At 33.4% G+C, this 25,650-nt stretch carries 21 protein-coding genes; 17 read left to right on the top strand and 4 right to left on the bottom strand.

Annotated elements, in window-relative coordinates:
* Nucleotides 1–10 precede the first annotated feature (10 nt).
* Entirely contained in the window at nucleotides 11–2,383 is a 2,373-nt protein-coding gene (locus Q0770_RS13065) for a GAF domain-containing protein (protein ID WP_299117818.1), read from the top strand.
* On the opposite strand, the gene Q0770_RS13060 is transcribed toward Q0770_RS13065, so the two are convergent.
* On the bottom strand, nucleotides 2,380–3,582 hold the full coding sequence (locus tag Q0770_RS13060; RefSeq protein WP_299117698.1) for a Pycsar system effector family protein: 1,203 nt from the start codon (nucleotides 3,580–3,582) through the stop codon (nucleotides 2,380–2,382). The two genes, Q0770_RS13065 and Q0770_RS13060, sit on opposite strands and share 4 nt — an antisense overlap.
* Nucleotides 3,583–3,708: 126 nt before the next feature.
* Here Q0770_RS13060 and Q0770_RS13055 point away from each other — a divergent pair, with 126 nt between their 5' ends.
* The 5 genes from Q0770_RS13055 to Q0770_RS13035 are packed head-to-tail and all read left to right on the top strand — an operon-like array spanning nucleotide 3,709 to nucleotide 11,072.
* Complete coding sequence (locus Q0770_RS13055; protein WP_299117697.1) at nucleotides 3,709–3,990, top strand: DUF427 domain-containing protein; 282 nt, start codon at nucleotides 3,709–3,711, stop codon at nucleotides 3,988–3,990.
* A 4-nt stretch (nucleotides 3,991–3,994) separates the two neighbouring features.
* Entirely contained in the window at nucleotides 3,995–5,218 is a 1,224-nt protein-coding gene (locus tag Q0770_RS13050; RefSeq protein WP_299117695.1) for a bifunctional alpha/beta hydrolase/OsmC family protein, read from the top strand.
* 4 nt (nucleotides 5,219–5,222) lie between these two features.
* Nucleotides 5,223–6,386 carry an ergothioneine biosynthesis protein EgtB gene (gene egtB, locus Q0770_RS13045; RefSeq protein WP_299117693.1) on the top strand — a complete coding sequence of 388 codons (1,164 nt, stop codon included), beginning with the start codon at nucleotides 5,223–5,225 and terminating at the stop codon, nucleotides 6,384–6,386.
* 1 nt (nucleotide 6,387) lies between these two features.
* Nucleotides 6,388–7,326: an L-histidine N(alpha)-methyltransferase gene (locus Q0770_RS13040; protein ID WP_299117691.1), complete on the top strand. Its 939-nt coding sequence runs from the start codon at nucleotides 6,388–6,390 to the stop codon at nucleotides 7,324–7,326.
* 50 nt (nucleotides 7,327–7,376) lie between these two features.
* Nucleotides 7,377–11,072: a metallophosphoesterase gene (locus Q0770_RS13035; RefSeq protein WP_299117689.1), complete on the top strand. Its 3,696-nt coding sequence runs from the start codon at nucleotides 7,377–7,379 to the stop codon at nucleotides 11,070–11,072.
* 57 nt (nucleotides 11,073–11,129) lie between these two features.
* On the opposite strand, the gene Q0770_RS13030 is transcribed toward Q0770_RS13035, so the two are convergent.
* Complete coding sequence (locus tag Q0770_RS13030) at nucleotides 11,130–11,975, bottom strand: SdiA-regulated domain-containing protein (protein WP_299117687.1); 846 nt, start codon at nucleotides 11,973–11,975, stop codon at nucleotides 11,130–11,132.
* A gap of 58 nt (nucleotides 11,976–12,033) precedes the next feature.
* Between Q0770_RS13030 and Q0770_RS13025 the strand changes: the two genes are divergently transcribed.
* The 11 genes from Q0770_RS13025 (at nucleotide 12,034) to Q0770_RS12975 (ending at nucleotide 23,194) form a co-directional block, all read left to right on the top strand.
* Nucleotides 12,034–13,257 (top strand): NAD(P)/FAD-dependent oxidoreductase, encoded by a 1,224-nt coding sequence (locus Q0770_RS13025; protein ID WP_299117686.1) that lies wholly within the window; start codon nucleotides 12,034–12,036, stop codon nucleotides 13,255–13,257.
* Between the two features lie 2 nt (nucleotides 13,258–13,259).
* Nucleotides 13,260–13,664 carry a DUF4174 domain-containing protein gene (locus Q0770_RS13020; protein ID WP_299117685.1) on the top strand — a complete coding sequence of 135 codons (405 nt, stop codon included), beginning with the start codon at nucleotides 13,260–13,262 and terminating at the stop codon, nucleotides 13,662–13,664.
* A 1-nt stretch (nucleotide 13,665) separates the two neighbouring features.
* Nucleotides 13,666–14,211 (top strand): DUF1697 domain-containing protein, encoded by a 546-nt coding sequence (locus tag Q0770_RS13015; protein WP_299117684.1) that lies wholly within the window; start codon nucleotides 13,666–13,668, stop codon nucleotides 14,209–14,211.
* Between the two features lie 33 nt (nucleotides 14,212–14,244).
* Nucleotides 14,245–15,324: a diphosphomevalonate/mevalonate 3,5-bisphosphate decarboxylase family protein gene (locus Q0770_RS13010; protein ID WP_299117683.1), complete on the top strand. Its 1,080-nt coding sequence runs from the start codon at nucleotides 14,245–14,247 to the stop codon at nucleotides 15,322–15,324.
* A 20-nt stretch (nucleotides 15,325–15,344) separates the two neighbouring features.
* A complete protein-coding gene (locus Q0770_RS13005; protein WP_299117681.1) occupies nucleotides 15,345–16,274 on the top strand; it encodes a mevalonate kinase in 930 nt (309 codons plus the stop codon).
* Between the two features lie 4 nt (nucleotides 16,275–16,278).
* Nucleotides 16,279–17,181, top strand: a complete 903-nt coding sequence (locus Q0770_RS13000; RefSeq protein ID WP_299117680.1) for a geranylgeranylglycerol-phosphate geranylgeranyltransferase — start codon at nucleotides 16,279–16,281, stop codon at nucleotides 17,179–17,181.
* Nucleotide 17,182: 1 nt separating this feature from the next.
* Nucleotides 17,183–18,130 carry a carbon-nitrogen hydrolase family protein gene (locus Q0770_RS12995; protein ID WP_299117679.1) on the top strand — a complete coding sequence of 316 codons (948 nt, stop codon included), beginning with the start codon at nucleotides 17,183–17,185 and terminating at the stop codon, nucleotides 18,128–18,130.
* Nucleotides 18,131–18,171: 41 nt separating this feature from the next.
* Nucleotides 18,172–19,011, top strand: a complete 840-nt coding sequence (locus Q0770_RS12990) for a pseudouridine synthase (RefSeq protein ID WP_299117678.1) — start codon at nucleotides 18,172–18,174, stop codon at nucleotides 19,009–19,011.
* Between the two features lie 71 nt (nucleotides 19,012–19,082).
* Nucleotides 19,083–19,610, top strand: coding sequence for an inorganic diphosphatase (locus Q0770_RS12985; RefSeq protein WP_188372755.1), 528 nt, complete (start codon nucleotides 19,083–19,085; stop codon nucleotides 19,608–19,610).
* Between the two features lie 123 nt (nucleotides 19,611–19,733).
* Nucleotides 19,734–22,142 carry a sodium-translocating pyrophosphatase gene (locus tag Q0770_RS12980; protein WP_299117677.1) on the top strand — a complete coding sequence of 803 codons (2,409 nt, stop codon included), beginning with the start codon at nucleotides 19,734–19,736 and terminating at the stop codon, nucleotides 22,140–22,142.
* Between the two features lie 74 nt (nucleotides 22,143–22,216).
* On the top strand, nucleotides 22,217–23,194 hold the full coding sequence (locus Q0770_RS12975; protein WP_299117676.1) for an App1 family protein: 978 nt from the start codon (nucleotides 22,217–22,219) through the stop codon (nucleotides 23,192–23,194).
* Here Q0770_RS12975 and Q0770_RS12970 read toward each other — a convergent pair.
* Nucleotides 23,184–23,924, bottom strand: coding sequence for a hypothetical protein (locus Q0770_RS12970; protein WP_299117674.1), 741 nt, complete (start codon nucleotides 23,922–23,924; stop codon nucleotides 23,184–23,186). The two genes, Q0770_RS12975 and Q0770_RS12970, sit on opposite strands and share 11 nt — an antisense overlap.
* A 3-nt stretch (nucleotides 23,925–23,927) precedes the next feature.
* Nucleotides 23,928–25,544, bottom strand: coding sequence for a glutamate synthase-related protein (locus Q0770_RS12965; RefSeq protein ID WP_299117672.1), 1,617 nt, complete (start codon nucleotides 25,542–25,544; stop codon nucleotides 23,928–23,930).
* Between the last annotated feature and the right edge of the window lie 106 nt (nucleotides 25,545–25,650).

Raw genomic sequence — 25,650 nt, 5'->3', positions numbered from 1 at the left:
AAATTACGATTTGGATATAAACGATAATATAGAGTCACCTCTTATTCTTAAAGTTAGCTTTGATAAATACTTAAAGCAGTACGAAGAATTAGTTAGTACTGATAATGATTTTATTGTTGCTAATGCACGTCGTGTATTAGAAATTGCTGAAAAGAACCCTATACTTAGAGAAGGTTTCAGTGATTTATCGTCATTTAAAACCTATGAAAAGGAAATAGAAGGTTTGCTTCAGGATGCGTTTAGCCCTATACTTACTAAAAATGAAATTAAGACAGCCTCAGTTCCGTTTCATAATCTCATTTTTAATTCATCCGAACGTTTTAAATCTATACTAAAAACTGCAGGCGATAATTTTGATTTAGAAATTAAAAACATGCCTACAGATCAGAGGTATATTATTGCATGTACTATAATTTTGAATTTATGTTATGGATATAACTTAAATTTTAAAAGACCATTTTTTTACGAAATTCCTGATGTTAATGGTATCATGCGTTACTATAAAATTCTATATAATGCAGATTTTACTCAAATAGTTGCAAGGGCAAATGCGCCAAAGATTACTATAGAAGATTATAATGAGCTATTAGATAATTTTGAGAATATTGAGCTTTGGAAGGAGAAATTTCCACCTAATAGTTATGAGTTCAAAGGCTTTGTAATATCAAATATTTTTGATGTCACAGATGATCAATCTATATCGAATATCAAGTCAACATTAATTGGAGAAGATAAGCGTAAGGACGAGAGTTTTATGGAAGATTTCCATGAAATTTTTCGATCATTACTTGGTTTAAAAGACATTAAAGTTGGTTTTTCTATCTACAATAAAGATGAAGATACTTTTGAACGTGTATATGGAGCAGGAATGAATAGTTTTTTACTTGATAAATTAGAAACTGCCCAATGTTCTGACTCTCTTTGTAGTTGGTCATATAATAGACTATTGAAAGAGAAAAAATACTTCACTGTATCTGATGTTGAGGCAATGTACAAACGTTCTGAGGGTCAGGCGCCACATGTTAAAGTACTTCATAATCAAGGTATACAGAGCGCCATATTTGCGCCAATTGCAAATGATGAGGGTCTTATGGGGATTTTAGAAATCGTTTCTGAAGAACCTAAAGTACTCAATAGTATCAATGCAAATAAGCTAATAGACGTAATGCCATTTATAGTTTCTGCAGTAGAGCGTAGTAAAAATGAAGAAGAAAATTTAATAGAAGCTATTATTCAAAAAGAATGTACATCTATACATCCAAGTGTGCATTGGAGGTTCGAAAAAGAAGCTAAAAACTTTATTAAAGATCAGCTTAATGGTGAAGAACCTCATTTTAATAAGATAGCTTTTGAAAATATATATCCACTTTACGGACAAATAGATATTAAAGGTTCATCTGAAGCAAGGAATCTTGCAACTAAAGAGGATTTAACATTACAGTTAAACTCTATAAAAAGTATTATTAGCGACGCTTCTAAAAAAGATGATCTTCCTATTTATAATCAATACATCTATCAGATAAATGAATATCTAAAAGGAATATCTAATAGTTTTCAGGTAGATAGTGAGCATCAAATATCTGCTTTTATAAAAGATGATATAGAACCAGTTTTAAAACATTTATTTGTTAAAGAAGAACTAAAGAATAAGATAGAAGCTTACTTTAATAACATAGATGAAAATACAGATGCTGTATATCAAAATCGTAAAGATTATGATAATACCATAGCTCTTATAAACAAAGAGATGGCAGCTTTGTTAGATGTAAAACAAGCAGATGCTCAATTGATGTACCCTCATTATTTTGAGAGGTTTAAAACTGATGGTGTTGAGCATAATATGTATATAGGAGAGTCCATCACTAAAGAAGATAGTTTTAATCCTATATATCTATATAACCTAAGATTATGGCAATTGCAAGTCATGTGCGAAATGGAAAATGCTTTCTATCTCATGCAGCCAAATTTCCCTGTAAAATTAGATGTAGCATCAATGATTTTGGTATTTAATCAACCATTATCTATAAGCTTTAGAATGGACGAAAAACAATTTGATGTTGATGGAACGTACAATGCCAGATACGAAATTGTAAAAAAACGTGTAGATAAGGCTTATATTAAGGGTACTACAGAGCGTGTCACTCAAAAAGGAAAAATAAGTATTGTATACTCTCAGAAAGAAGATGAAAGAGAGTATTTACGATACATTAAATTTTTGCAATCTAAAAAGTTATTGGATAATGATGTTGAGATTGTAGATTTACAAGATTTACAAGCAGTTACAGGTTTAAAAGCTATACGAGTAAGCGTGCTTTATCATAAAGAAAATAATGATAAAGATTTTTACACTTATGATGATTTAATGAAAGAGATTAATTCTTAAAGCAATGCCGATTCTGCCATATAGAACGATACAGCAAAAGCAATCACGCTTATTACAATACCTATCATAAATACGGTATATGTAATTCTCAATAAATTATATTTTCTGTTAAGTACTAATCCAAGAAAATACAAATCTTTTGTAAGTGAGCCATAAAGATATTCTTTGTCCTGCATCATTTCATGCATTGCCCATTCAAATTCGCTAAGACTCATTTGGTGAAAATTCCCAAAAAATAAAAGATTCACTTTTTGATTAGCTACATCTTCTTTTGTGAATTTTCCTTTTGTAACATTGGGACGTGTTGCCAATACAGAAAGTACAATACAAACCACCGTAAAGGTTAAAAATATTAGCGTAGGATAAATAAGATATGCATTCGACGGGTTATCAAGCTTAGGGAGCAGGTTAGACAATGCAACGGAAATAATAATGGCATTAACAGATAATAAAATATTAGCTTTTGTGTCTGCTATATCACTAAGAGTAATGTGATTTCTCAATGCGACCCTAAACATAGTCTCAATACCACGATCTGGTAAGTCGCGTTTTTCTTTTTTAAAGCTTAACTCATTTTTCTTTTGATTTAGCTTTTCTGTAGCTTCTCTTATTTTGCTTTGACTTTGAATAAGACTAGCTAAGTTTTTCCCTTTTCGGCCTTCCCATTTCTTTGTTGCAGTTGCAGAGTAAAATGTATGACTGGTCAAAAACTTTATATTTTCATCAATCCAATCTTGTTTAGTCACTTTTTTATCAAGTGTTAATTCCCATTCTTTTCGAAGTAAGGACGTATAGTTGTTGTAATTTTTACTGGAAACATGTGAAGAATCGGCATCTCTAATCAAACCCTCAATTTCTGTTTTAGGCTTGTAAGTCATTTCAGTTGCAAGTATTACTTTAGTGATGGCTTTAATATCTTCTTCAGAAGCATTATGGTCTTTTAAAAAAGAAGTTGCGATTTTTACACTTTCAGTTTCATGGCCTTTAATAGTTTTGGTAAATCCAGTATCATGAAACCAAGCCGCAATAACTAACTGATGCTTCTCTGTATCAGTTAACTTGCTTTCTTCAGTCAACTCTGTAACTCTATTTACAACACGTTGTGTATGAGCCAAATTATGATATACAAATTTAGGGTCTAAATTGTCATTTAAGAAGTGTGTTACAAAATCTTCAACTTTTTTTATGATTGCCTCCATATATAAAATTATTAACGAATTTAAGAATTATTTATGAGCATAAGATATAGCATTGGTTTAACTTGTGTGACTAGCTCAAAATATGAAAGGTCTTGAGCTGTTTTTCGACATATTCAAATATAAATTATGAAAGCAATCTGGAACAATACAGTTATAGCAGAGAGTAATAATACTGTGGTGATTGAAGGAAATCATTATTTCCCCCATGAGAGTATAAAATCTGTGTATTTTAAACCAAGTAATACAAATACTATTTGCCCTTGGAAGGGTACGGCATCGTATTATACAATTAATGTAAACGGAAAAGAAAATCCTGATGCAGCATGGTTTTATTCAGAAGTTTCAGAATTAGCAAAAGGTATTAAAAATAGAGTCGCCTTTTGGCGAGGCGTTACTATCGAAGAATAAATTTATGAGAAGCCAAAAACTTAAAATCAAAAATCGCAAAGGTCTAATTTTGAATGCTCATCTTGAGTTGCCAGCGAATCAAAAACCTAACTACTATGCTATTTTTGCACATTGTTTTACATGTAGTAGTAGTTTGGGAGCTGTTCGTAATGTAAGTAGAGCATTAACTAAAGATGGTTTTGCTGTAATACGTTTTGATTTTACAGGATTAGGTAGGAGTGAAGGCGAGTTTGCTGACAGTCATTTTTCTGCCAATGTCGAAGATTTAATAGATGTACATAGTTACATGTCTGAGCATTTTGACGCACCTAGTTTACTTGTAGGGCATTCTCTCGGTGGTGCAGCAGTATTAGTTGCTGCTTCGCAAATAAACCAGGTTAAAGCTATTGCGACTATTGGAGCTCCAGCGGATGTAGAGCATGTAAAACATTTATTCTCTCATGGAATTGACGAGGTTAAAGAAAAAGGAGAAGCCGAAATTAATATTGGAGGACGACCTTTTAAAATCAATACTAATTTTGTTGAAGCTTTTGATAAAACAGATTTGCCTAGTATTGTTAAAGACCTCAGAAAGCCACTACTTATTTTGCATTCACCAATAGACACTATTGTTGGCATCAACAATGCAGAAAAGCTATATGTCAGTGCGCATCACCCAAAGAGTTTTGTGACTCTAGATGATGCAGATCACCTATTGTCACAAGAAAAAGACAGCTTATATGTGGGCGAAGTAATTGGAACGTGGGTAAAACGCTACTTTCCCCAAGTAGAAAATACAATGTTAGATACTGAAGGAGAACAGTTAGTTGGCCATCTTAACATAGTTGAAGATAATTTTACAACGTCAATACAAACAAAAAATCATACCATGATTGCTGATGAGCCATCGAGTGTTGGAGGAAGTGACTTTGGGCCTTCTCCTTACGAATACCTCAATGCTGCTCTGGCTGCTTGTACAGTTATGACATTAAAAATGTATGCAGAACGAAAAAAATGGGATTTGCAAGAAGTTTTTGTTTACATATCACATTCGCGTAAGCATAGCGATGACCTAAATATTGAAGTCGAAAAGCCAAAATATTTAGACCACATTAGTAAGAAATTAAAATTTGTTGGTAACTTAGACAATCAACAAAAAGAAAGATTAAAAGAGATTGCTTCGCGTTGTCCAGTTCACAAAACAATTGCTAGCGAAGTTATTTTTGATACAAAAATATTAGACTTATAAAATTTTGGAAGTACTAACCATAGCCTCAACACTTAAAGACCGTTTTTTAGAGATTAGAAAAAAGACAGAGAGTATATGTAGCTCTCTAGAAAAAGACGATTTTTCCACTCAACCTGTAGCATATGTTTCTCCTCCTAAATGGCACTTAGGACATACGACATGGTTCTTTGAACAATTTGTGTTGTCAGAATATAAAAAAGATTATCGCTTGTATAGCGATGATTTTGCATACTGCTTTAATAGCTACTATAATAATATAGGAGATCGTATTTTAAGAGCTAATCGCGGTAATATGACACGCCCAACAATTAGTGAAGTGTTTGGTTATAGAAATTATGTAAGTCAACACCTAGCAGAATTTTTAGATGAAAATTTAAGTGTTGATATTTTGGAAATAGTAGAAATAGGGATGCAGCACGAGCAACAACATCAAGAACTCTTAACTTACGATATAAAATATATATTCGGAAATCAACCAGTCTTTCCAGCATTAGAAACAAATATTCAATTACAACAAGAGATTAATGATGGTTTTGTTGAAATCAATGAAGGCGTATATGAAATAGGTCATAAAAGCAAAGAATTTTGTTTCGATAATGAATTAGGCGCTCACAAAACATACATTCATAATTGTAAAATCGCTAGTAAATTAGTTACCAATGCTGAGTATATTGAGTTTATTGAAGCAGGCGGTTACACTAATTTTAACCTCTGGCATGCTGATGGTTGGGATTGGGTAAAATCTGAGCATGTAAAAGCGCCTATGTATTGGCACAAACATAAAGGCGTTTGGATGCAATATACTTTAAAAGGACTTGTCGAAGTAGGTCCAAACTTGCCAGTTAATCATGTGAGCTTTTATGAAGCTTGGGCTTTTGCAGAATGGAGAGGCATGCGTTTGCCAACAGAATTCGAGTGGGAAGTTGCTTCAAAAAAATTAAACTACGGTCAGCTTTGGGAATGGACCAATAGTGCATATTTACCTTACCCTAACTATCAAAAAGCCGAAGGTGCTATTGGTGAATATAATGGCAAATTTATGATAAATACTATGGTAATGAGAGGCGCATCATTAGCAACACCAAAAAATCATTGTAGACCAACTTACAGAAACTTTTTTACTCCTGACACCAGATGGCATTTTTCTGGAATACGACTAGCTAAATAAGATGACAGATACATTTGCTAAAGATGTGCTAGCTGGTTTAACGGCAGAAAACAAGCACTTATCTTCAAAATATTTTTACGACGATAACGGAAGCCGCATATTTCAAGAGATAATGAATATGCCGGAGTATTATCTCACTGATGCTGAGTTTGAGATTCTCTCAATGCAATCCAAACAAATAATAGAAGCTCTAAAATTTTCTCAACCATTTAATATTATAGAGTTAGGTGCAGGAGATGGTTTTAAGACATTCAAACTATTAGAAAATTTAGTTAATAATAAGATAGATTTTAAATATGTACCTATAGATATTTCGCAAGAAGCTATGGATATTTTAACTAAGCGACTTAAAGAGCGTCTTCTAGATTTAAATATTAAGCCACAAGTTGGTGATTATTTTGAAATTCTAAAGGTCAATAGAGAAAGTGTTTATCCTAGCTTATTATTGTTTTTAGGTTCTAACATTGGTAATTACCAAAAAGACAAAGCTATAGAGCTCTTGAAATTATTTAATGACAATATGAAAGATGGAGATAAGCTTCTTATTGGTATGGATTTAAAGAAAAATCCTGTAACCATACATAATGCTTATTATGACAAACACGGCATAACCAAACGTTTCAATCTCAATTTGTTACTTCGTATTAATCGAGAATTAGACGCAGATTTCAAAGTGGATGATTTTGATTTTTACTGTCATTATAATCCAGATAACGGAGAGGTGAAAAGTTATATTGTTAGTCTAAGAGAACAGAAAGTTAATATCAAAAAACTTAATGTAGTTGTAGATTTTGGTTACCATGAATTGATATGGACAGAGCTTTCAAAAAAATATAGTTTGCAAGATATTAAGTTATTGGCTGAAGAAGCTAAATTTAAACTTAACCATAATTTCTTAGACTGTAAACATTTCTTCACAGATAGTCTCTGGGAGAAGTAATCCTATTTTTAATTATCTTCGAGATAATTAATCTAACCAATATTTCTACCATGAAGAGAAATTATAAGTTTAGTCTTATTCCTCTATTGACTATTTTCTTAAGTAGTTGTGCAACTATGCAAATGCAAGTAAATGAGTCAAAAATAGTTCAATACCCTACAGATAAAGAGTTATTACATTCATTTTATTTACTTGGTGATGCAGGTAATTCTAAACTTGGAGAAACAGATGTAGCTATCCAAGATTTTGAAGAAGCATTAAGTCAAGCCAGTTCTAATAGCACTGTAATTTTTCTTGGAGATAATATTTATCCAAATGGATTTAATACAAAGGATAAAGACAAAGAAATACCAGTAAAACATAGACTTCAAGTACAGATAGATGCTGCTAAAAATTTTAAAGGTAGTACAGTTTTTATACCAGGAAATCATGATTGGTATAGTGGATTAAAAGGTCTTAAAAAGCAAGAGAAATTTATTGAAGATGCCTTAGGCAAAAATACATTTTTACCAGAGAATGGTTGTCCGATAGAAAGAGTTAAGATTTCTGATGATGTTGTTTTAATCCTCATTGATTCGCATTGGTATATAACCAATTGGGATAAATACCCAACTATGAATGACGATTGTGAAATTAAAACCCGAGCAGACTTTTTACTAGAATTAGGAAGTGAAATAAAAAAAGCTAGAGGAAAAACAACATTAATAGCCTTGCATCATCCAATGTTTAATAATGGTTCTCATGGCGGTCAATATTCTTTTAAAAGCCATATGAAACCACTTCCTGTCTTAGGAACTTTAAAGAATGTAGTAAGAAAAACGGGAGGTGTTATTGACGTAGATGTACAAAATAAAATGTATAACGAGCTTCAGAAACGAGTTGTAAGTTTAGCAAGACAAAATGATAAAGCTATTTTTGTTTCTGGGCATGAGCACAGTCTTCAATATTTGGTGAATAATGGATTGCCTCAAATCATTAGTGGTTCAGGTTCAAAAGCTTCAGCAGCAAGATTAATAGGTAATGGTCAATTTGCATACGGAGCAAATGGTTATGCTAGATTAGATGTATTTAAAGATGGCTCTTCTTTTGTTCGTTTTTATGAAGCAGGAAAAGATGAAGTTGTTTTTCAGACTGAAGTATTAACACCAAACCAAGAGCCAAATTTAAAGGATTACCCAGATAGTTTTCCAAAAGAAAAAGTTGCTTCAATTTATACAAATGAAGAAGTCGACAAATCAGGTTTTCACAAATTTCTTTGGGGAGATAGATATCGTAAACAATTTGGAACCGAGGTAAAAGCACCTATAGTAAGTTTAGATACATTATTTGGAGGTGTGGTACCTGTTAGAAAAGGTGGCGGAAACCAGTCAAAATCATTACGATTAGAAGATAAACTGGGGCGTCAATATGTAATGCGTGCATTAAAAAAACAAGCTTCTCAATATTTGCAAGCTATTTTGTTCAAAGACCAATACATAGGCGATAAATTAGATGATAGTTTTGCCTCAGATTTATTGTTAGATGTTTTTACAGGAGCTCACCCATATGCACCTTTTGTAGTAGGAGATTTAGCTGATGCTATTGGTGTATACCATACAAATCCTGTCTTGTATTACATCCCAAAGCAAAAAACACTTGGTAACTTTAATTCTGACTTTGGAGATGAATTGTATATGATTGAAGAACATACTTCTGAAGGTCATGATGATAAAGCCAGTTTTGGTTATAGTAATACATTGTTAAGTACTGCAGACATGATGAAGAAGATTCATGAAGATGAAGACATTGTCATTGATGAAGCTGCATATATTAAAGCACGTTTGTTTGATATGCTTATTGGAGATTGGGATAGACACCAAGACCAATGGCGTTGGATAGAGTTTAAAGAAAATGGCAAAAAGATATATCGTCCAATGCCAAGGGATAGAGATCAAGCGTTTTCTAAGATGAGTGATGGATTTTTACTTACTGCAGCTGTAAAATTAGTGCCTACTGCAGGTTTGTTAAGAAAGTATAATGAAGATTTAGTTGATGTAAGAGGTGTAAATGTAGAACCATATCCTTTAGATATGGAGTTAATTCAAGATTCAGGAAAAGACGTTTGGGATGAGCAGGTAAGTCTTATTCAAAATAATATGACAGATGCTATTATTGAAAAAGCATTTTTAAATATGCCAGAAGAGGTTAGAGATGGTGACGTAGATGAAATTAAGAGATTACTGAAAGCAAGACGAGGAAATCTTCAAAAAATATCAGATAGATATTTTGATGTGGTTGCTAAGTTTTCGGTAATAAAAGGAACAAATAAAGACGATTGGTTTGATATTGAGCGCATGCCAAATGGAAAAACAAAGGTTACTGCATATAGAATTAAAGATGGTGAAAAAGCAGACGTATTTCACGAACGTACTTTTAGCAGAAATCAAACCAAAGAAATTTGGATTTATGCTTTAGACGATGATGATGTATTTAACGTTTTTGGAGAAGGAGACCGATTAATAAAAATTAGATTAATTGGAGGTCAAAATAATGACACTTATGATATTAAAAATGGGAAGAAACTTAAATATTACGATTATAAATCAAAGAAAAATACAATTGTAACTAATAAAGGCTCAAAAAAGCTTACTGACGATTACGAAACTAATGTCTATAATTATAAAAAGCTAAAAAATAATACAATACAGACTGTACCATCTATTGGTTTTAATCCAGATGATGGTTTTAAAATTGGTTTTTCAAGTACGCTAACAAACTATGCATTTGAAAGAAATCCATTCTCATCACGACATACAATTACAGCAGGATATTTCTTTGCAACTAGTGGTTTTGATATAGCTTATACAGGAGAGTTTGCTAATGTAATTGGGTCAGCAAATCTTAAAATTGATTCTAGATTTACAAGTCCTAATTTTGCACGTAACTTTTTTGGTTTTGGTAATAGTACCCCAAATCTAGAGCCAGATAATGATAATATAGAATTAGATTTTAATAGAGTTAAAATAAGAACTTTCAGAGTTTCACCGGCACTAGTTTGGAAATCGCAATATGGATCTGAGTTTGAGATTGGAGCTACGTACGAGTCTAATGAAGTAGATCGCACATCTGGTCGTTATTTAGAAACTATTACAACACCAACAGATGCTGTTTTTGACAAACAAGATTTTTATGGTGCGCATGCTAAGTATGTTTATGATGTAAAAGACAATAGTGCGTTTCCAACTTTAGCAATGCTATTTGGTCTCGAAGCTGGCTTTAAAAATAATGTAAGCACATCTAAAGGTTTTGGATATATAATACCTGAGTTAGGTTTTGATTATAAAATCACTAATAAAGGTAGTGTTGTATTAGCAACTAAATTAAGAAGTCAAATTAACTTAGGCGATGATTTCGAGTTTTATCAAGCAGCAACATTAGGGGATTCAGAAGGCTTGCGTGGATTCAGGAGAGAACGATTTGCAGGCAAACAATCTTTTGTACAGAGTACAGATTTAAGATTTAACTTAAGACGTAAAGGTGCCAATTTTTTGCCTTTTAATGTAGGTTTTTATGGTGGTTTTGATTATGGTCGTGTATGGATAGATGATAGTAGAGTCTTAAATCCAATATTTAATGAAAGTGGATGGAATACATCAGTAGGTGGTGGTATTTTTGTGAGTGCGTACAGTATGTTTACAGCTAACGTGTCTGCGTTTAGTAGTGATGATGGATTACGACTAGCCTTTAGATTAGGTTTCGGATTCTAACAATCACCTTGTATAATTTAAAAGCCAGTGATTAATCACTGGCTTTTTTTATGTTTTCTAATCTATCTTGTATTCATATACATTCCCACCTGTTACACCTAAATATTCATCAGCAATATAAAGTGTACTATCGTTTTTAAAAGCAACACTTTCTTTCTGAGAAGCATATTCAAACACGTAGCGTCTATGGTCAGACTTAAAAAACTTATTTCCTTTTAGTTTAGAGAAAACTAAAACAGAATTCTCAGTCAAAAGCGCAAGTTTATCGCCTTTTGCATTAATATCTGCTGAGGTAACCCAACATTCAGACTGGTCACATGTATTAAATGTATCTATATATTCAGCTTTATAGTTCCCTTTTGTTGTAGGTAATTTATAAAGGTTTGTCTTACCTGGTTTTTTAGGTGCACGACTTTTGGTAAAGAGATAAAGTGAATCATTATAAAAGAAAAAGGCTTCACAATCAAAATGACGCTTACTCTTCTTCGGAGGAAATTTCTTTTGTTCCGGATAAGTAAAACTAATAACCTTTGGCTTAATAGATTCTTTATTTTTAGCTAAATCTTTTGCAGTAATCTTTAATATAGAAAGTTGCTCGCTATTATTGTCATTGTTGCCAAAATTACCAATATAGATATTACCTTTAGGATCCGTTGTTAAATCTTCCCAGTCTCTGTTTTTGGCTTTTATTTTTATAGCTTTTATTATCTCTCCAGCAGTATTTAAGCCATATAAAATAGGTTTATTACCGCTATCATTAACCATCCAAAACAAGTTGTTTTTTGAGTCAGTTTCTAATCCAGAAACTTCGTTAAGGTCAATAGGCAAGTCCATCACAACTTTAAGTTCTCCAGTTTCACAACTAAGAACTAATAAGCAAATAATAAAAAAGTATTTACGCATAAAGGCTTCAAAATTTATAATGCTAAATTTACAGCGATAATTTTAAGCAACTGACTTTTTGGAGAATTTTAATACAGATTTAGATATTGCAATTATTGGTGGTGGTGCAGCAGGTTTTTTTGCAGCTATTAATATTGCTGAGCAAAATCCAAACCTTACAATTGCTATTCTTGAGCGTGGTAAAACAGGTCTGCAAAAAGTAAAAATCTCAGGTGGAGGTCGCTGTAATGTGACTCATGCTGAATTTATTCCATCAGAACTCGTTACGAATTACCCAAGAGGGGAAAAAGAACTGCTAGGACCTTTTCATACATTTATGACAGGCGATACTATTGCTTGGTTTGAAGAGCGCGGCATAGAATTGAAGATTGAGGAAGATGGTCGTATGTTTCCAGTATCTAATTCGTCACAAACAATAATTGATTGTTTTATAAATGAGGCTAAAAAGCATCATGTAAAAGTGTTATATAACCATTCTGTAAAATCAATTAGTACTGAAGCGTATGGATTTACATTAAAAACCAATCAAGAAGATATTTTCTGTAAAAAATTGATTATAGCCACAGGGAGTAATCCTAAAATATGGAATTTACTATCTGATTTAGGTCATACCATTGTTGCTCCAGTTCCGTCATTATTCACTTTCGATATCAAGGATGAACGCATCAAAGATATTCCGGGTGTTGTTGCAAAAGACGTTGAGGTTAAGGTTCTGGAAACGGATTTAGAGTCCGAAGGACCATTGCTCGTCACACATGTAGGTATGAGTGCGCCAGCAATTTTAAAATTGTCTGCTTTTGGAGCTGTTGAATTAGCAAGGCTGGATTACAATTTTAAAATTGCTATCAATTTTATTTGTCATGATGGAGAACAATGTATGGATGCTTTAAAGACTATAAAGCAAGATTTTGCTAAAAAAACAGTCTCTAATTCAACGCAATTCAACTTGCCAAAACGCTTATGGAAAAAGTTAGTTATAGCTTCAAATATTAATGAAACAGAGCGTTGGGCAGATTTAAATAAAAATCAATTAGAAGCACTTGTAGACCAGCTCACCAATGCCGTTTTTAAAGTTACAGGAAAAAGCACTTTTAAAGAAGAATTTGTAACTGCTGGCGGCATAGATTTAAAAGAAATTAATTTTAAAACCTTTGAGAGTAAACGTATTCCGAATCTTTATTTTGCTGGTGAAGTTATCAATGTAGATGCCGTTACTGGTGGATTTAATTTCCAAAATGCCTGGACGAGCGCTTATATTGTTTCTCAATCAATTAATAGCTGACTATGAAATATCTTGTATTAATACTCCTTTTTTCTGGTTGTCTTTTTGCCCAAGATGTAAAGTCGCATCTTTGGAAAGATCGTGTTATTGTTATTTCTGGTAATGAAGCTTCGCGCGATACTATTGATGCTCAATTTCAACGTTTCGAAAACCAGTTACAAAAATTAAAAGACAGAAAATTAGTAATTTACATGTGTATTAATAAGTTCTGTGTTTACTACGATTCAAAAACAAAACCAAAAATGTTTAATCGAGAAGAAACCTCAGAGAAATTCAGTATTAATTTGTTTGGTTTAGACGGCGGAAGTAAATTTTCTTCAACTAAAATAATAGAGCCAAAATTAATTTTTGACCTCGTTGACAGTATGCCTATGCGAAGACAAGAACTGAGAAATAAGCAAAATTAATATGAATGTTTTTGTTATTTTACTAAGAGGCATTAATGTCGGTGGTCACAGAAAAGTGCCTATGACTCAGTTGCGAGAGTTGCTCTCAAATTCAGGTTATGTTAATGTACAAACTTACATTCAGAGCGGAAATGTTGTATTACAGTCACCCTCTGACTCAAAGATATTAAAGCAAGATTTGGAAGAATCTATCTTAAATCATTTTGGTTTTGAAGTCACAATTTTGGTAAAAACTAATACTGAATTAAAAGCGATTTATAAGGCTTGTCCTTTTCAAAATGAAGAAAAAGAGAAGAGTTATTTTATGTTTTTAGACACATCGCCTAATACTGAAGGGCTTGCTGAAGTATCAAAACTAGAATACATCGGAGAGAAAGTTAGTATTACAGAAAACTGTATTTATTTCTTTAGCGCCAATGGTTATGGACGTACAAAATTCAACTCCAATTTCTATGAGCGTAAGCTAAAAGTTAATGCTACAGCAAGAAATTATAAAACGATGCTAAAATTATTAGCAATGGCTAAAGAAACAGAATCTAAGCTCTAGAATTTACCTATTTTTGCATCAGAATTTAAACGAATGACAGAGCAAGATTTTATTCTTAAAGACTATAAAACCAACGTTGAAAGCGGAAAAGTAAAATGGGAATCGCCTAGTAATATAGCTTTGGTGAAATATTGGGGGAAAAAGGAGCATCAAATTCCAGAAAATCCATCTATAAGTTTTACACTATCTAATTGCAAAACGATTACGGAGTTGTCTTACCAAAAGAAAGAAGATAATGATTTTAGTTTTGATGTGATTTTTGAGGGTAAAAATAATGAAGCTTTCAAACCTAAGATTCAAACCTTTTTTGAACGTATTGAAGCTTACGTTCCGTTTTTAAGAGATTATCATTTTATAATAGAAACATCTAATACGTTTCCGCATAGTTCTGGTATTGCATCTTCAGCTTCAGGTATGAGTGCCTTGGCTTTGTGTTGTATGAGTATTGAACGTTCACTGAGCGGAGTCGAAGTGAGCGAATCTTATTTCAATCAAAAAGCGTCCTTTTTAGCGCGTTTAGGCTCAGGGAGTGCTTGCAGAAGCATAGAAGGCGAATTGGTTGTTTGGGGAAATAATAAATCGACAGAGAGTTCAGATTTATTCGGCGTTAAATTTACGGAAGCTATTCATCCAAATTTTCAAAACTATCAAGATGCTATTTTATTAGTGGATAAAGGTGAAAAGCAAGTCAGTAGTACTGTTGGGCATAAACTAATGTTTGGTCATCCTTTTGCCCAAAAACGCTTTGAGCAAGCTCATGAAAATTTAGCAGAATTGAAAGATGTCCTCATTTCAGGAAATCAAAAGCGATTTATAGAAATTGTTGAAAGTGAGGCTTTAACGCTTCATGCGATGATGATGACAAGTATGCCATATTTTATACTAATGAAACCAAATACGTTAGAAATCATTAATAAAATTTGGCAGTTTAGAGTAGAAACGGGATCTAATATTTGCTTCACTTTAGATGCTGGCGCCAATGTACATGTGCTCTTTCCAAAGGTCGAAGCCGATAAAGTTTATGAATTCATTAAGACCGAGTTGGTTGCGTATTGCCAAAATGGTCACTATATTTGTGATACAGTTGGAAAAGGTGCTAAAAAACTAGTTTAAATTCCAATTGACTGAGAGCTATGAAAGGTCCCCTGTTTTATTCCAAAATTTTATTATTCGGTGAATACGGAATTATAAAAGATTCTAAAGGTTTATCTATCCCTTACAACTTCTATAAGGGTGCGCTTAAGTTGGACGAAAATCCTTCTGAAGAAGCAAAACAATCTAACGATAATTTAAAACGTTTTGTTGAGTATTTAAAGGGTTTAGATTCGGGTTTAGTGGCTTTCGATTTTGATAAGTTACAAGCAGATGTAGATTCAGGTATGTATTTTGACTCATCAATACCTCAAGGTTACGGTGTTGGAAGTAGTGGCGCATTAGTAGCTGCGATATATGATAAGTATGCTTCAGATAAAATTACAGTTCTAGAAAATTTAACTCGAGAGAAACTATTGAAATTAAAATCAATATTCTCTGCTATGGAATCATTTTTTCATGGTAAATCTTCAGGACTTGATCCATTAAATAGTTATTTAAGCCTCCCAATTCTTATTAATTCTCAGGATAATATTGAAGCGACAGGTATTCCATCTCAAAAAAGCGAAGGAAAAGGTGCAGTGTTTTTATTAGATAGTGGTATTGTCGGAGAAACAGCGCCGATGGTAAGGATTTTTATGGAAAACATGAAAAATGAAGGTTTCCGTAGTATGCTTAAAGAGCAGTTTATAAAACATACTGATGCTTGTGTGGACGATTTTTTAAAAGGTGATATAAAGTCCTTATTCAAAAACACCAAGCAGCTATCTAAAGTGGTGTTTAATAACTTTAAACCAATGATACCAAAACAATTCCATGCTTTATGGAAAAAAGGTATCGAAACCAACGACTATTATTTAAAACTTTGTGGTTCTGGTGGCGGTGGTTATATTCTTGGATTTACTGAGAATATAGATCGAGCTAAGGAAGCACTCAAAGACCAAAAGCTAGAAGTCGTTTACAATTTCTAAATTCATGTTATCTAGGGCTCAAAAACACTTCGTTTTAAAGGTTTTTAGTCTCTTTTCTGTTGTACGTGGGTACAATATTCTTATTGTAGTTATAGCGCAGTACTTAGCGTCTATTTACATTTTTGCGCCTCATTTTCATCTAAGAGATGTACTGTTTGATATTTATCTCTTAATGCTAGTTTTAGCATCTTCTGCGGTCATAGCTTCAGGATATATCATCAATAATTTTTACGATTCTGAGAAAGATTTAATCAATCGTCCTAATAAAAGTATGCTTGATAGATTGGTGAGTCAAAACACAAAATTGTCTATTTATTTTACGTTGAATTTTTTAGCAATCATCTTTGCGAGCTACGTATCCTTTAGAGCGGTAATTTTCTTTGCACTTTACATTTTTGCCATTTGGTTATATTCACACAAGTTGAAAAAAATGCCAATCACTGGTAATCTAGTTTCGGCTATATTAACAGTGACACCATTTTTTGCCATATTCATTTATTACAGAAATTTTGAATTGGTAGTTTTTGTTCATGCGCTATTTCTATTTATGTTGATTTCGATGCGAGAATTGACAAAGGATTTAGAAAACATTAAAGGCGACTTGGCATTAAACTACAGAACGATTCCTGTGGTGTATGGCGAAAAAATTTCAAAATACTTATTGACAGGTGCTTTAGTAATCACTTGTATTACGGCAATGATACTTGTCTTTTATTTTGAAATTGGACATATGTATTATTTCTTCTATACGAGTGTAATTTTATTGCTTATTTTTCTACTACTGCTATGGAAATCTAATCGGAAAGCCCACTATCTATGGCTTCATAATATTCTAAAGTTTATTATTGTAGCTGGTGTGTTTTCAATAGTACTTATAAATATTAATCTTGTTTTAAACCGACTCTAAAATGAATACCACCCTTAAAATCGCAATGGCGCAGATTGCGCCAGTTTGGTTAGATAAATCTGCAACACTTCAAAAAATTGAAAAATCTATTAGTGATGCTGCAAAAGAAAATGCAGAACTTATTGTGTTTGGAGAAGCTTTACTACCTGGTTATCCATTTTGGTTGGCCTTAACAGGAGGTGCCGAATGGAATACAGACGTTAATAAAAAGCTTCACGCGCATTATGTCAATAATTCTATCTGTATTGAAAAAGGTGAATTAGACTCTGTTTGTCAACTAGCTAAAGAACACAACATTGCAATTTATTTAGGCATTATGGAACGTCCTGAAGACCGCGGTGGACATAGTATTTATGCGTCTTTGGTTTATATAAATCAAGAAGGTAGCGTGGAGTCAGTACATAGAAAACTACAACCAACTTATGACGAGCGCTTAACATGGGCACCAGGAGATGGCAATGGACTAAAAGTACATCCTCTAAAAGCATTTACAGTTGGTGGATTAAACTGTTGGGAAAATTGGATGCCATTACCAAGAACTGCGTTGTACGGTCAAGGCGAAAATTTGCATATCGCAGTTTGGCCGGGAAGCGACCATAATACAAAAGATATTACACGCTTTATAGCGAGAGAGTCACGTTCTTTTGTGGTTTCTGTATCAAGCCTAATGGCAAAGTCAGACTTTCCTAAAGACACACCTTATTACAATGAAATCATAAAAAATGCACCAGATACCTTAGCCAATGGCGGCAGTTGTATCGCCGGACCAGATGGCGAATGGATTGTAGAACCCGTTTTGCATAAAGATGGATTAATTTATCAAATTATAGATTTTAATCGTGTGTTAGAAGAACGTCAAAACTTTGATGCTGTTGGGCATTATTCGCGACCAGATGTCACAAAATTAACCGTAAATACTGAGCGTCAAACAACTGTGGAAATAAAGTAGTACATGTTAACTATTGTATTACCTTTGCAAAAAATTTAGTCATGACGAGACAGCAAGGTAATAAAGGGCAAGGAAAGAGAGACGGGAAGCAAAGATCCGAAGGAGGAAAGAAGCCATTTTCTAGACAGCATTCTGCACCTAGAAAAAAGACTGCGCCTAAAAAAGCATCTAATCCAGACGAAATCCGTCTGAACAAATACATTGCAAACTCTGGGATGTGTTCTCGTCGAGAAGCTGATGAAAATATCTCTATAGGTTTAGTTACTGTAAATGGTAGTGTTATAACTGAGATGGGTTATAAAGTAAAACTAGGAGACGAAGTAAAGTTCGATGGGAGACGGATTAATCCAGAGCCAAAAGTATACGTGCTACTTAATAAACCAAAAGGTTTTGCAACGACAACTGCTGAAGGTAAAGGTAGAACAGTAATGGATTTGGTGTCGAATGCTACTAGCGCTAGAATAAAACCAATTGGTCGCTTAGGGCGTAATTCTTTAGGTCTACTACTATTTACTAATGATGATGAAGTTGTGCAAAAATTCACCAATTCTAAAAATGGTGTTGCTAGATTATTTCAAGTAGAGTTAGATAAGAATTTAAAGTTTGAAGACTTTAAAAAAATAAAAGAAGGTTTTAAGGTAAAAGGGAAACTCATTTCTGTTGAAGAGGTAAGTTATATTGATGGTGAGCCAAAAAATAAAATTGGCATAAAGATTAAGAATACAGGTAATACTATTTTACGTACTATTTTTGATGAGCTTAAATACGATTTGGTTAAAGTTGATTGTGTTTCAATAGGACATCTGACTAAAAAAGATATTCCAAGAGGTCATTGGAAACATTTGACCATACAAGAGATTAATACTTTAAAAATGCTCTAATAAATATTCAAAAACTGTTTTTGTAATCAAACATTAAACTATCTTTGCACCCCTTTTAAAAATTAGATATTATGACAGTTAGCGGAAAATTAACTTTCGATGTATTAATAGAAATTCCTAAAGGAAGTCGTAATAAGTACGAGTACGACTTTGAGCTTAATAAAATACGTTTTGATCGTATGTTGTTCTCGTCTATGATGTATCCTGGTGATTATGGATTTATTCCTGAGACTTTAGCATTAGATGGAGACCCATTAGATGTATTAGTAATGGGTACAGAGCCAACATTTCCTATGTGTGTTATGGAAGTTAAGCCAATTGGAGTTTTCCATATGGCTGATGAAAAAGGCCCTGATGAAAAACTAATTTGCGTGCCAGTCACTGACCCAATCTGGAATAGTTATGAGGATATATCAGATTTAAATCCTCATCGTAAAAAAGAAATTACACATTTCTTTCAGGTTTATAAAGATCTTGAGAAGAAAAAAGTAGATGTTGGTGGTTGGGGCGACGCTAAAGAAGCATACGATATTCTTAATAAATGTGTTGAGCGTTATGAAAATAGCGAGCACAAAACCAATGGTGATTTTACGATATAGATAGACCTACATAATAGCATTAAAAAAAGTCCTTTTGTAAGCAATACAAAAGGACTTTCTTATTAGGTATCATTTTACTACATTTGCCCAGCTAAAAAACTAATCAAATTAAATAAAAACAATATGGAATCATACATGATTTGGATGCCAATAGTTCTGGCGATTTTAGGTTTAATTTATATGCTTATAAAGCGCTCTTGGGTTATGAAACAAGATGCTGGCGATGGTAAGATGAAAGAGATATCTGATCATATATATGTTGGAGCTCTAGCGTTCTTAAAAGCAGAATATAAGCTTTTAACTTTTTTCGTAATTGGAGCAAGTATAGCATTGGCTGGTGTTGCAACAGTTGTAGAGTCTACGAGTTACTTAATTATTGTCGCTTTTATTATCGGAGCTGTGTTTTCTGCAGTAGCAGGTAATATTGGTATGCGTATAGCAACAAAAACTAATGTAAGAACTACCCAAGCAGCAAAGACGAGCTTACCAAAAGCATTGAACATCTCGTTTGGTGGTGGTACAGTAATGGGACTTGGTGTAGCAGGTTTAGCAGTATTAGGTTTAACAGCATTTTTTATCCTTTTCTATCAAATGTTTATGGGTGGTCAATGGACTAACACTACGGACATGACATTAGTTTTAGAAACACTTGCAGGTTTCTCTCTTGGAGCTGAGTCTATTGCATTATTTGCGCGTGTAGGTGGAGGTATCTATACAAAAGCAGCAGATGTCGGAGCTGATTTAGTTGGTAAAGTAGAAGCTGGTATTCCTGAAGATGATCCTCGTAACCCTGCAACAATTGCAGATAATGTAGGTGATAATGTAGGTGATGTAGCAGGAATGGGAGCCGATTTATTTGGATCATACGTAGCAACTGTTTTGGCTGCAATGGTGTTAGGTAATTACATCATTAAAGATATGGGAGGTGCTATTGCTGATGCATTTGGAGGTATTGGGCCAATTTTATTACCAATGGCTATTGCAGGAGCAGGAATTATTATTTCTATCATCGGAACGTTCTTAGTAAAGATTTCTTCTAACGATGCTAAAGAAGCTCAAGTGCAAAAAGCACTTAATATTGGTAACTGGACATCTATTGCTTTAGTAGCAGTGGCTTGTTTAGGTTTAGTAACATGGATGCTTCCTGAGACAATGAAAATGGAATTCTTTGGAGAAGGTTTACAAGAAATCTCTTCAATGCGAGTATTTTATGCAACTTTAGTAGGTTTAGTTGTAGGAGCAGCAATTTCTTCATTCACTGAATATTATACAGGTTTGGGTAAAAAACCAATCTTAAATATTGTACAGCAATCAAGTACTGGAGCAGCGACTAACATTATTGCTGGTTTAGCAACAGGAATGATTTCTACATTTAGTTCTGTGTTATTATTTGCAGCAGCAATATGGGCATCTTATGCTTTTGCAGGCTTTTATGGTGTAGCAATGGCAGCATCTGCAATGATGGCGACCACAGCTATGCAATTAGCAATTGATGCATTTGGGCCTATTGCAGATAATGCAGGTGGTATCGCTGAAATGAGTGAGCAAGAGCCTATAGTTAGAGAGCGTACAGATATCTTAGATTCTGTTGGTAATACAACTGCGGCAACAGGGAAAGGGTTTGCTATTGCTTCAGCCGCTTTAACAGCATTAGCGTTATTTGCAGCATATGTAACATTTACAGATATAGATGGTATTAATATCTTCAAAGCACCAGTATTGGCAATGCTATTTGTTGGTGGTATGGTACCAGTAGTATTCTCCGCTTTAGCAATGAGTTCTGTAGGTAAAGCTGCTATGGAAATGGTTGAAGAAGTAAGACGTCAGTTTAAAGAAATTCCAGGTATCATGGAAGGTACAGGAAAACCAGAATACGATAAGTGTGTAGATATTTCTACAAAAGCGTCATTGAGACAAATGTTATTACCGGGAATTTTAACTATTGGTTTTCCTATTGTTATAGTTTTAATAGGTATTTTAATATATCCAGAAAACAATAAACTTGTTGCAGAAATGCTTGGTGGTTATATGGCTGGAGTATCTGTTAGTGGTGTTCTTTGGGCTATTTTCCAAAACAATGCAGGTGGTGCTTGGGATAATGCTAAAAAATCTTTTGAAGCTGGAGTTGAAATTAATGGTGAAATGACATATAAAGGATCTGAAGCACACAAGGCGGCAGTAACTGGAGATACAGTTGGTGATCCTTTTAAGGATACTTCTGGACCATCTATGAACATCTTAATTAAGCTAACATGTTTAATTGGTTTAGTGATAGCGCCTATTTTAGGAGGTCATTCAGTTGAAGAAGGCTTAGCACAACTAGAAGATGAAATTACGATTGAAATGTCTATGGAATCTCAAGATTTAGCAACAGCAACTATTACATACACGACTAACCAAAACGGAAAAGAAGTTGTAAAGGAGGAAGTCATTAAAGGTACTAAAGAAGAAGTTGAAGCTAAAATTAAAGCTTTTGAAAATTCTAAGGCTTATTTAAAGAGTAGAGTAAAAAAGGTGGAAATTACGAAATAGTAATTTTCAAATCTAAATAAATAAACCACGCTTTCTTAAGTTAAAAGAAAGCGTGGTTTTTTTATATTTGGGTAATGCTAAAAAAAGACCCCCTACAAATTATCCCGTTTTTAACATATGGTACCAAGGACCATTTGTATTTACGAGGTCGGGCATTGGAAGATGAGGATATAGATTTGTCAAAGAAAGGTTGGTTTAATCTCCTGGTTAATTCTTGGAAGCGTTTTGAAACAGACGAAATCCGAAATACAGTCATCCAAATTAATATTCATAACACTAATTTTGAATTAAAAACAGATGCTGAAGGCTATTATCTAAAAGATACTTCCTCAGAAATTGATATTAACACTGATAGTGAAGGTTGGTTAGATTATACAGTAAGTTATAATGATGAAACTATAACACGTCAAATACAATTAAATAATCTGTTTACTGGTAAAATGTTAGTGCCGTCAGATAGTGCTCAATTTGGTGTTATTAGTGATATTGATGATACAATTTTGCATACAGGTGTGACCTCAAGATTAAAGTGGAAAGTTATTGTAAATACACTTTTTAAAACGCCTTTAAAACGAAAAGCCTTAGAAGGTACTGCAGAGTTTTACAAATTGCTTCATAATACTGTAAATCCTATTTTTTATGTGAGTAATAGTCCTTGGAATTTGTACCGTTATTTAGCATTCTTTCTAAAATCTAACGCATTCCCCAAAGGACCAATTTTATTGCGTGATTTTCGTACGCCATTTGATAAGACACCAAAGCCAGAATTGGCACATAAATATCATGAGGTGTATAATATTTTAAATACCTATCCGAATTTAAAATTTATACTCATCGGGGATTGTGGAGAAAAAGACGCCTATATTTATTTAGATGTTGTCAAAAAATTTCCAAATAGAATAGCTGCAATATATCTACGTAGCGTAGATCATAAAAAAAGAATGAAACGTATTCAGAATCTATTTAAAGATTATAAAGAGCTACCGGTTTTAATCGTTGATGATAGTAAACAAGCGATTGAGCATGCTAAAAAGCATAATTTTATTTCATAGATTTTTTATATACGTTAATTGCGGTTTTACAAAAATCAATAGCAGCTTCTTTATTAAGATTTTTAATAGATAAGGCAAATCCCTTCCAGCTATCACTATAGTAATTTTTATGCGAAGCTGGGTTGATAATATCTACTGAATCATGACCACGATATCCACTTATATAAAAATAAAAGTCATTAATTAACGTATCTGGTGTTGCCATTCCAATTCCAATAGACAGATTCTCATTTATATTGAAAAAAGCACCAGTATCAAAATGATGAGGCCAGATTCTAATAGGGGATTTGTAGCTGCTAGATTGTAAAACATTAGATATTACATCTAGCGCTAAATCTCTATTTTTAATTAATTGACTAAGTTCATTCTGTTGAGCTAATTGAAATTGATAAGAATCTTCAATTGTATAATTTGGGATTTCATAATGTAGATTATAACTATATGGTTTTGTAATTCCATTATTTATACTCGTAAGAGATATCCAGTTAATAATATCCTTATGTGTTTTCCCATCTAAAAGGAAATGCTCTTTATTTCCATTTTGTGCTATCCATTCTAATGAAAAATTTTCGTAACTAAGTCCTAATTTATCTCTATTAGGAAATGGATGTGTTACTAGATTATGATTTGTCCAACCAAGATTAGTATGACTATCATCAGCTTTTTTTTCAGTAAAACTGATGGCTGCAGTTGCTAAATACTGTGCAGCCAAATGCATTGTGTTTCTCATTACTTAAAGTTTTACACCAGCATAATTAATGCCTGTGAGTTTATGCATGTCATAGTCAAAAGTTGAAAGATCATTAAGATTGAATTTTGAAATATTATCATAACCACAAGCTCTAGCTACAACTTTTATCAAATCATTTGTTGCATCAAAATAATTATATAATTGTTTTGCCGAAGATTGAATAATTAATCTGCTTCTTAATGTCTCTTTTTGAGTAGCTATACCAACAGGGCAATTGTTGGTTCCGCAAGCTCGCATACCTAAACAGCCGATGGCCTGCAATGCTGAATTAGAAACTGCAATAGCATTAGCACCAAGCATCATTGCTTTAGCAAAATCTTCAGCAACTCGTAAGCCACCTGTTATAATTAGACTGATGTCATTAGCGCCTACTTTGTCTAAATATTTCTTTGCTCTTGCTAATGCAGGAATAGTCGGGACATTGATGTGATCTCTTAATATGGTAGGTGCTGAGCCTGTTCCACCACCACGACCATCTAGAATAATATAATCTACACCAGCGTCTAACGCAAACTGAATGTCTTTTTCAATATGGCTAGCTGCAATTTTAAAACCAATAGGTATGCCACCAGTACGTTCTCTTACCTTATCTCCAAAATCTTTAAAATCTTGAACTGTATAAAAATTGGGATTTGCTGCGGGAGATATTGCTGTTTCACCTACGTTTAATCCTCTGACTTCTGCGATTTCAGCACTTACTTTGTTTCCTGGCAAATGACCTCCAGTTCCTGTTTTTGCGCCTTGACCACCTTTAAAATGAAATGCTTGAACATTATCTAATTTATCCCAAGAAAAGCCAAATTGAGCTGAAGCTAATTCATAAAAGTATTTTGAGTTACTTTCTTGCTCTTCAGGAAGCATACCGCCTTCGCCAGAACAAATACCAGTTCCAGCCATTTCTGCACCTTTACTTAATGCTATTTTTGCTTCTCGAGACAATGCTCCAAAACTCATATCAGAAACAAATAAAGGGATATCTAATTCTAAAGGTTTCTTTGCATTTGGTCCTATAATTACTTTTGTAGCGACTGCTTCTTCATCTAATAAAGGACGAGTAGCCAATTGTGCTGGTAAAAATTGAATATCATTCCATTTAGGGAGTGTGTTTCTGTCAACTCCCATTGATGCAGAAAATCCATGATGTCCGATGTTTTTTAAACCATTTTTGGCTAACTCCTTGATGTAGCCTGTGTAAGGTTCAGTATCTTCAGGATGAGTATCTGCATATGTGCCTAAGTATTCTTCACGATTAAATGGCTGGGGGTGATTAGTTTCAAAATTTATGATTTCATCTTCGTCAATCAACAACGAGTCATCTTCAATATATTCTTGAAATTTATGTAGTTGTTCTTCATTATTATATTCACTTATACCTGTATCATATCTGTAATCCCAATGGTGAACACCGCATATGAGATTATGACCTTCAATATATCCATCTGCTAACAAAGCGCCACGATGATGGCAACGTCCATATAGGACTGAGATGCCCTTCTCATGTTTTATAATTACTAAATCAGTGTTTCTAACTAATGCATAAGCGGGCTGCTTATCTTTAAGTTCTGAAATCTTTGCGATTTCAATCTTTCGATTTGCCATTTGGTTGATTGTTTAGATTCTGTAAGTTACAATCTTTGGACGTAAAACAATATGGCAAATTACAACTAAGTCATAGTTGTATAGTTATTGTATAGGTTTTGAACCT

The sequence above is a fragment of the uncultured Winogradskyella sp. genome (genome assembly GCF_947501905.1).
Taxonomy (GTDB): Bacteria; Bacteroidota; Bacteroidia; order Flavobacteriales; family Flavobacteriaceae; genus Winogradskyella.
This window is presented reverse-complemented; position numbering and strand designations above follow the sequence as displayed.

Bases quoted from the DNA above. Each gene is read 5' to 3' on its own strand.
- Q0770_RS13060 (WP_299117698.1), bottom strand. From the start codon at position 3,582: ATGGAGGCAATCATAAAAAAAGTTGAAGATTTTGTAACACACTTCTTA.
- Q0770_RS13055 (WP_299117697.1), top strand. From the start codon at position 3,709: ATGAAAGCAATCTGGAACAATACAGTTATAGCAGAGAGTAATAATACT.
- Q0770_RS13050 (WP_299117695.1), top strand. From the start codon at position 3,995: ATGAGAAGCCAAAAACTTAAAATCAAAAATCGCAAAGGTCTAATTTTG.
- Q0770_RS13040 (WP_299117691.1), top strand. From the start codon at position 6,388: ATGACAGATACATTTGCTAAAGATGTGCTAGCTGGTTTAACGGCAGAA.
- Q0770_RS13035 (WP_299117689.1), top strand. From the start codon at position 7,377: ATGAAGAGAAATTATAAGTTTAGTCTTATTCCTCTATTGACTATTTTC.
- Q0770_RS13030 (WP_299117687.1), bottom strand. From the start codon at position 11,975: ATGCGTAAATACTTTTTTATTATTTGCTTATTAGTTCTTAGTTGTGAA.
- Q0770_RS13020 (WP_299117685.1), top strand. From the start codon at position 13,260: ATGAAATATCTTGTATTAATACTCCTTTTTTCTGGTTGTCTTTTTGCC.
- Q0770_RS13015 (WP_299117684.1), top strand. From the start codon at position 13,666: ATGAATGTTTTTGTTATTTTACTAAGAGGCATTAATGTCGGTGGTCAC.
- Q0770_RS13010 (WP_299117683.1), top strand. From the start codon at position 14,245: ATGACAGAGCAAGATTTTATTCTTAAAGACTATAAAACCAACGTTGAA.
- Q0770_RS13005 (WP_299117681.1), top strand. From the start codon at position 15,345: ATGAAAGGTCCCCTGTTTTATTCCAAAATTTTATTATTCGGTGAATAC.
- Q0770_RS13000 (WP_299117680.1), top strand. From the start codon at position 16,279: ATGTTATCTAGGGCTCAAAAACACTTCGTTTTAAAGGTTTTTAGTCTC.
- Q0770_RS12995 (WP_299117679.1), top strand. From the start codon at position 17,183: ATGAATACCACCCTTAAAATCGCAATGGCGCAGATTGCGCCAGTTTGG.
- Q0770_RS12990 (WP_299117678.1), top strand. From the start codon at position 18,172: ATGACGAGACAGCAAGGTAATAAAGGGCAAGGAAAGAGAGACGGGAAG.
- Q0770_RS12985 (WP_188372755.1), top strand. From the start codon at position 19,083: ATGACAGTTAGCGGAAAATTAACTTTCGATGTATTAATAGAAATTCCT.
- Q0770_RS12980 (WP_299117677.1), top strand. From the start codon at position 19,734: ATGGAATCATACATGATTTGGATGCCAATAGTTCTGGCGATTTTAGGT.
- Q0770_RS12975 (WP_299117676.1), top strand. From the start codon at position 22,217: ATGCTAAAAAAAGACCCCCTACAAATTATCCCGTTTTTAACATATGGT.
- Q0770_RS12970 (WP_299117674.1), bottom strand. From the start codon at position 23,924: ATGAGAAACACAATGCATTTGGCTGCACAGTATTTAGCAACTGCAGCC.
- Q0770_RS12965 (WP_299117672.1), bottom strand. From the start codon at position 25,544: ATGGCAAATCGAAAGATTGAAATCGCAAAGATTTCAGAACTTAAAGAT.